The organism is Pseudonocardia parietis (genome assembly GCF_017876315.1).
GTDB classification, from domain to species: Bacteria; Actinomycetota; Actinomycetes; order Mycobacteriales; family Pseudonocardiaceae; genus Pseudonocardia; species Pseudonocardia parietis.
On record NZ_JAGINU010000001.1, the window covers coordinates 423851 to 436243 of the forward strand.

Consider the following 12393-nt stretch of genomic DNA (forward strand, 5'->3'; position numbering starts at 1 on the left):
CGGCGCTCAGGCGATCCGGGGGGCGCTGCCGTCGTCGGTGACCACGTCACGACCGGTGGCAGCCCAGTCCTGCATGCCACCGGCCACGTTGACGGCGGGGAAGCCCTGCTGGGTCAGGTAGGCGACGACCCGCGCCGACCGGCCGCCGGAGCGGCAGACGATGTAGAGCGGGTCATCGGTGGGGATGTCGCCCATCCGGCCCGCCAGCTCGGACATCGGCAGGTGGCGGGCCGTCGGGGCGTGCCCGGCCGTCCACTCGTCGAGCTCGCGGACGTCCAGGATCGGGGCGTCGGCGGGCAGGTCGGACACGCGCGCGGTGGGCACCTCGTCGGACATGCGCGCCATCCTGCCACGCAGCACCGTCAACACCCGGTGAGCGACGGACGCGCCGGCCCGGATGATCCCGGACCGGCGCGTCGGTCGTACTCGGTCGCCGGCGCCTACCGCAGGTCGTCGCGGTAGATCGACCCGTGCGGGATCGTCACCTCGTTCGGGTCCTCCGGCGGTGCGGCCCGGAATCCGCCGGAGGCGTGCACCGGCCGGTACCCGCCGGTGCCCTGTCCCCCGTGCCGCCCGTATCCGGCTGTGAACCCGGATGCGCCGACGGCCGGCTGGGTACCGGTCAGGCCGGTGTTGCCGAAAAGCTCCCCGGCCTGGCGGCTGGTCTGGGAGCGGCGGGGCGGCTGGTTCCCGCCGGGGGCCGGGCGCGGCCGGGCGGCCGCTCCGCCGCGGATCGGGGCACCGGCCAGCTCGGAGGCAGGCACCGCGGTGCTCCTGGGCTCCTCCGTCACGGTGGTCGCCCGGACGGCTCCGGCGCCGGTCAGCGAGCGAACCTCCATCTCGGCGAACCGGGCGGCGTCGAACTGCTCGCGTCCACCGAGCAGCGTGCCGACGATCCCCAGCAGGAACGACGCCGGGATCGACACCAGGCCGGGGTTGGACAGCGGGAAGATCGCGAAGTCGACGCCCGGGATCATCGCGGTCGGCGAGCCGGACACGGCGGGCGAGACCACGATCAGCCCCACGCAGATCAGCACGCCGCCGTAGATGCTGCACAGCGCGCCGGTGGTGTTGAAGCGCCGCCAGAACAGCGAGAACAGGATCGTCGGCAGGTTCGCCGAGGCCGCGACGGCGAACGCCAGCGCCACCAGGAACGCGACGTTCTGGCCGTTCGCGACGATCCCGCCGCCGATCGCGACGAGGCCGATGACCAGCGCCGTCGTCCGTGCGACCTTGACCTCGGAGTCCGGCGACGCCTTGCCGCGCCGCAGGACGTTCGCGTAGACGTCGTGCGCGAACGAGGCCGACGCGGTGATCGTCAGGCCGGCGACGACCGCGAGGATCGTCGCGAACGCGACCGCGGAGATCAGGCCCAGCATGATCTCGCCACCGAGCGCGTACGCGAGCAGCGGGGCCGCGTCGTTCTGGTTCTCCCGGGTGATCGTCCCCGGCGGCAGCAGCGCCGTCGCGCCGTACCCGAGGACCAGGGTGAACAGGTAGAACGTGCCGATCAGCCAGATCGCCCAGACCACCGAGCGGCGGGCCTCCTTGGCCGAGGGCACCGTGTAGAAGCGCATCAGGATGTGCGGCAGGCCCGCGGTGCCCAGCACCAGGGCCAGGCCCAGCGAGATGAAGTCGACCTTGTTCGTGTACTGCAGCCCCGGGTTGAGGATGGCCTCGCCGTGCTCGGAGTTCTCGGTCGCCCGCTCCAGCACGGTGGACAGGTCGAACCCGTACCGGCCGAGCACCCAGGTCGTCATCACGGCGGCGCCGACGAGCAGCAGCCCGGCCTTGATGATCTGCACCCAGGTGGTGCCCTTCATGCCGCCGAACAGCACGTAGACGACCATCAGGCCGCCGACGACCACGATCACCATCGCCTGCGAGAACGAGTCGTCCTTCGGGATCTGTAACAGCAGCGAGATCAGGCCGCCGGCGCCCGCCATCTGCGCGATGAGGTAGAAGAGCGAGACGATCAGCGTGGACGTCGCGGCGGCTGCGCGGACGGGCCGCTGGCGCATGCGGAAGGCCAGGACGTCACCCATGGTGAACCGGCCGGTGTTGCGCAGCAGCTCGGCGACCAGCAGCAGGGCCATCAGCCAGCCGACCAGGAAGCCGATCGAGTAGAGGAACCCGTCGTAGCCGTAGAGCGCGATCGCGCCGGCGATGCCGAGGAACGATGCCGCGGACAGGAAGTCGCCCGCGATCGCGGTGCCGTTCTGCGGACCGGTGAACGCGTGCCCACCGGTGTAGTAGTCGGCGCGGGTCGCGTTGGTGCGGCTGACCCGGAGCACGATCATCAGGGTCACGATCACGAACAGCAGGAAGAACCCGAGGTTCGCGGTGACGTTGCCGACCGACTCGGCCTGGGCGAGGACGTCGCTCACGCGCGCACCTCCTGGCTACCGGCCTCGACCCGGGCCCGGAGCTCGGCGGCCGGGCCGTCCAGCTCGCGCTCGGCGAACCGGACGTACAGCGTCGTGATCGCGAACGTGCTGACGAACTGGCCGAGGCCGATGAGCAGGCCGACGGTGATCGTCCCGGTGACCCGGATCGACATGAACTCCGGCGCGTAGCTCGCGAGTCCCACGTAGGCCAGGTACCAGGCCAGGAAGATCGCCGTCATCGGGAACACGTAGCGGCGGAGCCGGCCACGGAACGCCCGGAACTCGGGGTCGGCCTGGACCTGCTGGTAGATGGTGCCGGCCGAGCGCTGCGCGGGGGTGCTCATGGCGCCGTTCACCGGTCCTTTCGGTCGTTCTGGCGGGGAGCCGGGCACGGCGTGGCCGGGGAGCCGTGCCGTGTCCGCGGAAGAACACTTTCCTGGGACAACGACCGGGGCCGGGCGCGGCGACGATCTCGCGCACCGAACGGCAGGAAGAACCCCGATCCGGACCAACTGTTCGGCCAGGTCGGTCACCGTCCGTGAGCCGAACGGGGGTACCGGACCCGATTCAGCCGCGGTCGTCCAGCCGGTCGCGCATCAGACCCAGCCGTTCGGGTGCATGCAGTCGCAGGAGTACCTGACCGGCGTCCGCCGGACGGCGCGCCCGGGTGATCAACGAGACGACGACCATCGTGATGAACGCCAGCGGCACGCTCACGATCGCCGGCCGGTAGAGCAGGACCTCGGCCCAGGCCGCGAGGGGCCCGGGCAGGAACGCGTCGAGACCGGCCAGGGCCGCGGCCACCGCGCCCGCCGAGGTCACCCCGCCGACGAGGACGCCCACGATCGCGCCGACGGCGGTGAGCCCACGCCACCAGCCCCCGAGGATCAGCAGCGGGCAGAAGGTCGAGGCCGCGACCGCGAACACCAGCGCGACGGCCTCGGCGAAGTTCAGCCCGGTCGGGATCAGCGCGACGGCCGTCGGCGGGATTCCGGCCAGCACCGTCGCCAGCGGGAACCGGCGGGTCATCCCACCCTTCCCGGGCAGCACGTCGGTGGACACGACGCTGGCGAGGCTCACCAGCAGACCGGACGCGGTCGACAGGAACGCCGCCCACGCACCGGCCGCGACCAGGCCTCCGACCAGCGAGCCCAGCAGGCCGCTGCCCATCACCGCCGTCGGGAGCAGCAGCACGGCGGCGTCGCTGCGGCCGGTGACCAGCAGCTGCGGCGTGTACACCCGGGACAGCACACCCATCAGCGTCACCAGGATGTAGAAGCCGCCGAGCATCGCCAGGACGACGACGGCACTGCGCCGCGCCGCCCTGCCGTCGGAGTTGGTGTAGAAGCGGCCGAGCACGTGCGGCAATCCCATCGTGCCGAGGAACGTGGCCAGGATGAGCGAGTACGTGGCCAGGAGCTGGTGCTCGGCGGAGCCGGTGAAGGGGCGCAGCCAGCTCTCGTCGTCGGTGGGGGCACCGCTGGTCACCGGCACCGGCTCACCCGCTGCGAACGCCAGCTCGGTGCCGACGGCGACGTCGTGCGACGACCCGGCGTCCCAGCGGACGGGGCCGTCGACGGGCTGCCCGTCGACGGTGCCGCGGGCGGTGACGTCCACCGGGAGCCGGGCCTCCAGCGTGACCGGGGTGGTCACCGAGACGGTGGTCGGTTCACGGAACTCGGGCGGTTCGCTCCGGGCGAACGTGTGGTCGTCGCCGTACCAGACCGCAAGCCCGATGATCACCGGGACGGCCAGCGCGGTCAGCTTGAACCAGTACTGGAACGCCTGCACGAACGTCACCGAACGCATGCCGCCGAACGCGACCGTGACCACCACGATCACCCCCGCGGCGGCCGAGCCGATCCAGTCCGGCAGGCCGGTGACGATCCCGAGGGTCAGGCCGGCGCCCTGGATCTGCGGCAGCAGGTAGAGCCAGCAGATGACGATCACGACGGCGGTGCAGACCCGGCGCAGCGACGGCGAGGCGAGCCGGGCGTCGGCGAAGTCGGGGACGGTGTAGGCCCCGGAACGGCGCAGCGGGGCGGCGACGAGCAGCAGCAGGAACAGGTATCCGGCGGTGTAGCCGACCGCGTACCAGAGCGCGTCGACGCCCTCGACCAGGATCAGACCGGCGATCCCGAGGAACGACGCCGCGGACAGGTACTCGCCGGAGATCGCGCCCGCGTTCAGCCGGGACGGCACCGAGCGCGAGGCGACCAGGAAGTCCGAGGTGAGCCGGGTCCGGTGCGCGATCGAGCCGATCACCGCGGAGGTCACGGCCAGCAGGACGATCGCGACCAGCGAGATGATCGCGGTGAGGCTCATCGATCGGCCACGTCCTCCGCGAACTCCTGCTCCGCGGCCTCGGAGGACCGCACGTACCACCAGCCCAGGCCCAGCAGGAACGGGTAGACGAGCACCCCGAGCACCAGCCAGGGCAACCGAATACCGATGATCTCGATCGTACCGAGTGCGGGGACGGCCATGAACAGCGCCGGGAGCACCCCCAGGCCGAACAGCGCGACCAGGCTCACCCGCAGGGCGAGCAGCAGCTGGGTGCGGACCAGCGAGTTGCGCAGCAGGGTGCCGACGGTCCCCGGGTCCTGGACGTCGGACAGCCTGCGCGACGAGTGCGCGGTCGACCGGCGCTCGGACAGCACGATGCGGACGCGGCCGGTCCCGGGGCCCTCCTCGGCCGGCTCCGGGCTCTCCGGTTCGGCGACGACCGGCGCGGCGGTGGACGCGGCGGCGAACCGGCGCGGCCGGGCCCCGGTGTAGGGCGCGGGCCCGGTGACGGACAGGTCCGGGGGCGCGTCGTCGGCCGGGCCCGGTGCGGGTGCCGGGGCGACCTGGGGGTCGAGGCCGGGGGCGCGCCAGATGACCTCGGTGCGCTCTGCCGCGGTCTCCCGCAGGTCGTCGTCATCGTCGTAGTCGTCGTCGTAGTCGTCCTGATCGGTGTACCGAGCCGGAGCCTCGTCCGTGTCCCGAGCCGGGGCGGGGACCGCGGCCGGGCCGGGGATCGAGACGACCGCGTCGTCCTGGTCCGCGGAGAGGTCGGGCGGGGCGGTCGCGCTGCGTCGCCCGGTCGCCGTCCAGTGGGTCGGGACCGGGCGGGTCTCCGGGTGCTCCTCGACGCCGGCCTGGTCCGCCGTGGTGCCGGTGCCGGTGCCGGTGTGGAGGACATCGGGATCGGGCGCCCAGTCGCTGGTCCAGGCCGAGGTCATCGCCCCGGGGACCCGCCGGGGCAGGCGGGAGGCGCCGGTGACCGGCGGCCACTGCTTACCGCTGTCGGTGGGGCCCGGGCCGTTCGGCCGGTCACCGGAGCCGGTGGTGCCGCCCCGCTCGCCGTCCGGGGCGTCCGGGCTCGGGAGCAGCGTCGAGCGCGGCCGGGGCGCGCCCGCGCGCTGACGGACGCGCGACGGCCGGGCCTTCTCGGCGGTGCCGCCCTGCTCACCGTCGCCCGGCTCGTCGACGTCACCGGGGGCGGGGTGCCCACCGGAGGGGGCGGGGCCCGCGGAAGCGACCGATCCGGTCGCGACCGGATCGTCAGCGGGCGCACCCGTGACCGTCGCGGGCTCCGGCGTGGCCGGACCGGTGGGCGCGACGGTGTTCGTGGGCGCACCCGGAGCCGGCGGGGCCGAGCTGGGCGCGGCGCGATCGCTGGGGGCAGCAGGTGCCGCAGGAGCGACCGGAGCGGCGGGTGCCGGCGAAGCGGGTGCCGGCGAAGCAGTAGGCGCCGGCGGACCAGCGGGCGCGGCCGGAGCAGCGGGTGCCGGCGGGCCAGCGGGCGCCGGCGGACCAGCGGATGCGGGAGCAGCAGGTGCCGACGACGAAGCAGCAGGTGGCGAAGCGGCGGCGGGTGCGGCGGAAGCCGTGGGTGCGGCGGAATCCGTGGGTGCCGCGGAATCCGTGGGTGCGGCGGGAGAAGGCGCCGCGGAAGCCGTGGGGGCGGTGGCCGCAGGTGCCGCGGGTGCGGCGGCTCGCTGCGCGTGGTCGGCACCGTTGCCGGTGGCCTCGCCGTCCCCGGGCGCACCGGCCCCGGCGGTACCGGGCCCGGCAGTACGGGCCCCGCCCGATCCGTCCGCCGGCACCACGCGGGCGTGCCGGCCGGACTCGCCGGACCGTCCGGCGACCCGGCGCGCGATCTCCTGCTGCAGCCAGGCCGAGCCGTCGGTATCGGTATCGGTGTCCCGGCGGGCCCGGCGCGCTGCGCGGCCGCCGGTCGTCGCGGGGCCGGCGACCGGCGCACCGGGGTCCGGCTCCGACCGCGCGTCGGCCCCCTCGGCCCCGTCCTGCCGCGGGGCGGGGCGGGGGTGACCTGCTGAGATGTTCGGGCTGCGCGGGCGCGGCGGGACCGCGCCCGCCGCACCGTCGGACGGATGGTGACCGTTCGGGGCCGGGCCGGCAGCGGTCGGGGGCGGCGCTGTGGGGCCGGAACGGGCGGCGCCGTTCGACGGCGCGGCAGCACCATCCGCCCGGGCGGCATCAGGCACTGGCCGGGCGGCGTCGGGTCCCGTGCGGCCGGCGTCGGGCCCCGATCGGGCGGTGTCGGGACGCGGGCGGGCGGTGTCGGGACGCGGGCGGGCGGGGTCGGGACGCGGGCGGGCGGGGTCGGGACGCGGGCGGGCGGGGTCGGGACGCGGCGGGGCGGGGCCCGGGTCCGCGGCCCCGGTGGAATCGTCCGGCGCCCGCTCGGACGCCGGACGCACCGACGGCTGGACGCCGCCGGTGGACCTGCTCACCTCTGGCTCCACGCCTGCTTGGTCGCGCGGACGAGCCGGTCCTTCAGTTCACGGGTGTGCCGGCGACTGACCGGCAGCTCGGCGGTCTCCGGGCCGGACCCGATGCGGACGACGTAGCCGGACCCGGCCAGCCGGAGCTCGGTGACCAGCGGCAGCGCCACCAGGAACGACCGGTGGATCCGGACGAAGCCGGCGTCGCGCCAGCGGTCCTCCAGCACCGACAACGGTATCCGGACGAGGTGGCTGCCGTCGGTGGTGTGCAGCCGGGCGTAGTCGCCCTGGGCCTCGACGTAGCGCACCGCGGACCGCGGGACGAGCTTGGTCGTACCGGCCAGCTCGACCGGGATCACCTCGTCGTCGCCGGACTCGTCGCGGACCGGCTCGACCGGGCCGGCGCGCTGGGTCGACAGGATCCGGTCCAGGGCCGCGGAGAGCCGCTCGGTCCGCAGTGGCTTGAGCAGGTAGTCGATGGCGCCGACGTCGTAGGCGTCGACCGCGCGGTCGTCGTGCGCGGTGACGAACACGATCGCCGGCTGCACGGCCATGTTCTTCAGCACCCGGGCGAGCTCGAGGCCGTCGAGCCCCGGCATCCGGATGTCGAGGAACACGGCGTCGATGTCGGTCTGCTCGGCGACGTCCGTGCCCCCGGCGGCCCCGGGTGGGGCCCCGGCGGGCGCACCGGCCCGGCGACCGTTGAGGATGCGCAGCGCTTCGGTGGACTCCGCGGCCTTCAGGACCGTCGTGACACGCGGGTCCTCGTTCAGCAGGAAAGCCATCTCCTCGAGTGCGGGCTGCTCGTCGTCCACCGCGAGCACGACCAGTCCCCGAGTGGTGTCGTTGCTGTCCACGATCTCCTCATCCTGCTTCCGGGCCGGGGCCGGGGCGACATCGCCATCGATGATCGCCCGGCGCCGCGACCATGGTGACGTGCGAACGCGCCGGATGCCAGGGCGCGAACCGGATCGGTGACCGTCCGGACACCGTGAGCACAGCCGTCCGTCCGTCTCAGAGCCCGTAACGGGCCCAGGTCGCCCTCGTCTCGACCGCGGCGAGCAGGCCGGACGCGAGATCCGCCGGTTCCCCGAACGAGTGAGCCCGGGCGGCACTTCCGGCCCCGAGCCGGGCCAGCAACGGCTTGCGCTGTTCGACCGGCCGCTGCTCGGCACCCGGGAACCGCTCGGTCAGGACGTCGTGGACCGTGCCGATCCCGTCGACCAGCCCCAGCTCGCGGGCCCGCTCACCCAGCCAGACCTCGCCGTCGAACAGCTCGGTGTCGCTCGCGAGCCGGTCGCCCCGGCGCTCGCGGACCCAGCTGGTGAACCGCTCGTGCAGCTGTTCCTGCAGGCCGTTCAGCCAGGCGACGTCCTCCGCCTTCTCCGGCAGGAACGGGTCCAGCCGGGACTTCGACCCACCCGCGGTGTGCAGCCGCCGGGACACTCCCCACTTGTCGATCAGACCGTCCAGGCCGAACCCGGCGCTGATCACGCCGACCGAGCCGACGATCGAGGTCGAGCAGGCGTAGATCTCGTCGGCGGCGCAGGCCAGCCAGTAGCCGCCCGACGCGGCGACGTCCTCGCAGAACGCCAGCACCGGGACCCCGGACTCGTCGGCCAGCTTCCGGATCCGGTCACCGATCAGCTGCGACTGGGTCGGCGACCCGCCCGGCGAATTGATCACCAGCGCGACGGCGGCGAGCCGGTCCGGCGCGAACGCGCGCTCCAGCACCTTCTCCACCGACTGGGCGTTCAGGACCTGACGGGGCACCGGTGCCGTCTGCGCACTGATGACCCCGTGCAGGCGCACCACCGAGACCACCGGGGTACCGGTCGCCGCACCGACGGTCTCGCCGAGCTTGCCCGGCAGTCGTGAGGTCACCGCAGCGGGAATACGCAGGACGTCCATGCGGACCCACCGTACGCGCGAGCGCAGGGTGACGGCGGGTGACCGGAACGGCACAGTGCGCCTCGTCCGCCGTCGTCCGGGTGGAGCAGTGGGCGGGCCGATCAGGCCCGGATGCCCGCCCGGAACTTCGGCACCCGCAACGTGATCTTCATACCGGCGCCGACGTTGGTGTCGACGACCAGACCGAAGTTGTCCCCGAACGCCGAGCGCATCCGGTCGTCGACGTTGCCGAGGCCGACGTGCGCACCGGAGAGATGGGCGTCGTCGAGGTCCTCGTTCAGCCGCGCCGGATCCATGCCGACGCCGTCGTCCTCCACCACGATCACGCACTCGGACCCGGCGTTCTCCGCGCGGATGGTGACGGTGCCGCCGTTCGGCTTGCCGGACAGACCGTGCCGTACCGCGTTCTCCACCAGCGGCTGCAACGCGAGGAACGGCAGCACCACGTTCTTGATCTCGTCGTCGATCTGCAGCCGGATGTTGAGCCGGTTGCCGAAGCGGGCCTTCTCCAGCTGCACGTAGCGCTCGATGTTGTCGAGCTCGTCGGTCAGGGTCGTGTACTCGCCGGCCGAGCGGAACGAGTACCGGGTGAAGTCGGCGAACTCGATCAGCAGCTCGCGGGCCCGGGCCGGGTCGGTCCGGATGAACGAGGCGATCGTGGTCAGCGCGTTGTAGACGAAGTGCGGCGAGATCTGCGCCCGCAGTGCCCGGACCTCGGCCCGGTTCAGCCGGGCGCGGGAGTCGTCGAGCTCGGCGAGCTCCAGCTGGCTGGACACGTACCGGGCGACCTCGCCGGTGGCCCGCAGGACGGGCGGCCCGGCCGTCGTCGGGGTCAGCGCGGCCAGGGTGCCGATGATGGTGCCGTCGCTCTCCAGCGGCACCACGACGATCCCGCGCACCTCGCAACCGGGCTGGTTGCACTTGATGGAAGTGTGGCTCATCAGCTCCATCCGGCCGGTGGAGACGACCCGGTCGGCGAGGGTCTGGACATCCTGCTGGTGCTGGTCGGCGCTGCCGTCCCAGCCCAGGACGCTGCCGCGCGAGTCGGTCATCGCCATGGCCGTGGTCTCCAGCAGCTGGCGCAGGTACGGCAACGCCTGCGACGCCGAGCGCGGAGACAGTCCCTCCCGCAGCACCGGCGCGGCCAGCGCCACCGTGTGCAGCGCCGAGAACGTCGCCTTGGCCAGCGGGGACACCATGTTGTTGCGGCGGTTGCGCTGCCACATGAACACGAAGACCGCGACCACCAGCACGACCACCGCGACGGCGAGCAGCAGTACCAGCGACGGCGAGATACCGGTCGGACCGTCGATCACCGCGAGCCCCACCGTCGCGCCCCCCGATACTTCCCGCACCTACCTCACCAACCGGGACAGCCTGCGGTCGGCGAGCGGCTTGCCGCCGGTCTGGCAGGTCGGACAGTACTGGAACGATCTCTCCGCGAAGGAGACCTCCCGGACGGTGTCGCCGCAGACCGGGCAGGGCAGCCCGGTGCGCGCGTGCACCCGCAGGCCGGAGCGCTTCTCCCCCTTCAGCTCCGCGGCGCCCTGGCCCACCGACCGCGTCACGGCGTCGGCGAGCACCCCGTGGAGGGCCTCGAACAGCGCGTCCCGCTGTGCGGTGACCAGCCGGGATGCGGTGGCGTACGGCGACAGCTGCGCGGTGTGCAGGATCTCGTCGGAGTAGGCGTTCCCGATCCCGGCGACCGTGGCCTGGTCGGTGACCAGCGTCTTCAGCCGGCGGCCGTCGCCGTCGAGCAGCGCGTCGAGCCCGTCGCGGGTCAGCTCCAGGGCGTCCGGCCCGAGCCTCGCGATCCCGGGGACCTCCCGGGGATCGCCCACCAGGTAGACGGCCAGCCGCTTCTGGGTGCCGGCCTCGGTGAGGTCGAACCCCGGCCCGCCGACCGCGTCGAGATGCACCCGCAGCTGCAACGGGCCCCGGCCGGGCTTGGGCGGGGTGGCCCCGGCGGTGGCGTGCCAGCGCAGCCAGCCGGCCCGGGACAGGTGGGTGACCAGGTGCAGCGCGCCCTCACCCGGCCGGTCGGCGAAGTCGACGGACAGGAACTTCCCGAACCGGGACGCGCCCGTCACCACCCGCCCGGGCAGGGCGGACACCGGTGGGTCGACGGTCTTGAGCGCGCTCATCGAGGCCAGGTCCACCCGGGCCACCGGCCGGTACACGGCGTGCTCACGCAGGTGGTGGGCCAGGGCCTCCACCTCGGGAAGTTCCGGCACCGCGACTCCTAGTTGATGGGCTGCAGCGGGCTGTCCGCGTGCCCCGGGGTCGACCGGTTCTTCAGGCTGCGGATGACGACCTTGGTCTCCTCACGACCGGTCGAGAACCCGCGGACCATCCCCGTCCAGCTCTCCGGGGGGAGGTCGTACCCGCCCTGGGTCTTGGCGGTGATGGTGAACGGGCGCCGCAGCAGCCAGCGGACCGGGAAGAAGCCCACCCCGACGATCACCACGAGCCAGTAGAACCAGGGGAAGACGACCTCGTCGGGCACCCAGATCAGCAGGATCAGCCAGAAGAACACGAGCGCGGACAGGATCAGGACGACCGCACCGCTACCCGCGTCGACGTCGTGCTCGAACTCGTCGCCCACGGCGGGCGTGGTCCACTCGATCCGTCGCTGCACCTGCCACTCGCGGTAGTCCGCCGCGATCACCGTCTTCGTCGCCAAGGTCTCCGCTCCCCTGCCCCGTTGGAGCCGATGTTCCCACAGGGCACCGACAGAACCGAGTGTCCGCGCGGACACGCCCGGGGCGCTCTCCGGTCGCGACCTCAGCAGGCCGGTTCGGTGGGCTCCCGTTCGGGGACGCCGGGGGCCAGCAGCTCGGAGCGGGTCAGCACGACCGGCTCCGGGCCGTCGTTGCGCAGCTCGTTCGGCTCGCCGTCGCCCAGGAAGAACGCGTCCCCGCTGCCGAACGTCTGCGGCTCGCACCGGCCCGCCCGCTGCACCGTGACGGTGCCGGACCGGACCGCGGAGATCGCCGTCCCGGGGTGCCGGACCCAGCCGGTCGCCTGGCCGGGCTGGAGCACCTCGGTGCGCACCAGCAGCTCCGCGGGCCCCGGGGTCTCGATCTCGACCGGCCGGTCGAGGGTCGCCCGGGTGTCCGACCCGGCCTGGGCGACCGAGGCTCCGGGCACGGCAGACGGAGAGGTGGAGGACGGGGCGTCCGGTGACCCGGGATCGGCAGGCATCGAGGCCGACGGTTCCGTGGTCGCGGACTCCTGGTGGCCGAGCTGGCCGGACTGCGCGCATCCGGTGAGCAACGCGCCGGCCACGACGAGCAGGACGGCACCGGTCAGGGTCGGGGTGCGCACGAGCGGGTCCTCCCGGGGAACGAGGCGGATCACGG

General features: G+C 73.5%; 10 protein-coding genes and 1 pseudogene. All 11 read right to left on the reverse strand.

Going from position 1 to position 12393, the window contains the following annotated elements; genetic code table 11:
• Positions 1–6: 6 nt before the first annotated feature.
• The 11 genes and pseudogenes from JOF36_RS02075 to JOF36_RS02125 all read right to left on the reverse strand — a co-directional run bounded on the left by JOF36_RS02075 (position 7) and on the right by JOF36_RS02125 (position 12358).
• Positions 7–336, reverse strand: a complete 330-nt coding sequence (locus JOF36_RS02075) for a rhodanese-like domain-containing protein (RefSeq protein WP_210024745.1) — start codon at positions 334–336, stop codon at positions 7–9.
• Positions 337–797: 461 nt separating this feature from the next.
• Positions 798–2387 (reverse strand): annotated as a pseudogene (locus tag JOF36_RS02080) (monocarboxylic acid transporter); the annotation flags it as partial.
• Complete coding sequence (locus tag JOF36_RS02085; protein ID WP_210024746.1) at positions 2384–2731, reverse strand: DUF485 domain-containing protein; 348 nt, start codon at positions 2729–2731, stop codon at positions 2384–2386. The gene JOF36_RS02085 and the pseudogene JOF36_RS02080, both read right to left, overlap by 4 nt.
• A 223-nt stretch (positions 2732–2954) precedes the next feature.
• On the reverse strand, positions 2955–4712 hold the full coding sequence (locus tag JOF36_RS02090) for a sodium/solute symporter (protein WP_210024747.1): 1758 nt from the start codon (positions 4710–4712) through the stop codon (positions 2955–2957).
• A complete protein-coding gene (locus tag JOF36_RS02095) occupies positions 4709–7129 on the reverse strand; it encodes a DUF485 domain-containing protein (protein ID WP_210024748.1) in 2421 nt (806 codons plus the stop codon). The genes JOF36_RS02090 and JOF36_RS02095 overlap by 4 nt, the downstream gene beginning before the upstream one ends.
• Positions 7126–7977, reverse strand: a complete 852-nt coding sequence (locus JOF36_RS02100; RefSeq protein WP_210024749.1) for a LytR/AlgR family response regulator transcription factor — start codon at positions 7975–7977, stop codon at positions 7126–7128. Before JOF36_RS02100 ends, JOF36_RS02095 begins: the two co-directional genes overlap by 4 nt.
• 157 nt (positions 7978–8134) lie before the next feature.
• Positions 8135–9031 (reverse strand): S49 family peptidase, encoded by an 897-nt coding sequence (locus JOF36_RS02105; RefSeq protein WP_210024750.1) that lies wholly within the window; start codon positions 9029–9031, stop codon positions 8135–8137.
• 101 nt (positions 9032–9132) lie between these two features.
• Positions 9133–10386 carry a sensor histidine kinase gene (locus JOF36_RS02110; protein ID WP_307862171.1) on the reverse strand — a complete coding sequence of 418 codons (1254 nt, stop codon included), beginning with the start codon at positions 10384–10386 and terminating at the stop codon, positions 9133–9135.
• On the reverse strand, positions 10387–11265 hold the full coding sequence (locus tag JOF36_RS02115) for a DNA-formamidopyrimidine glycosylase family protein (protein ID WP_210024751.1): 879 nt from the start codon (positions 11263–11265) through the stop codon (positions 10387–10389).
• Positions 11266–11273: 8 nt separating this feature from the next.
• Positions 11274–11714, reverse strand: a complete 441-nt coding sequence (locus JOF36_RS02120) for a hypothetical protein (RefSeq protein WP_210024752.1) — start codon at positions 11712–11714, stop codon at positions 11274–11276.
• 101 nt (positions 11715–11815) lie between these two features.
• A complete protein-coding gene (locus JOF36_RS02125; protein ID WP_210024753.1) occupies positions 11816–12358 on the reverse strand; it encodes a cupin domain-containing protein in 543 nt (180 codons plus the stop codon).
• Positions 12359–12393: the final 35 nt, after the last annotated feature.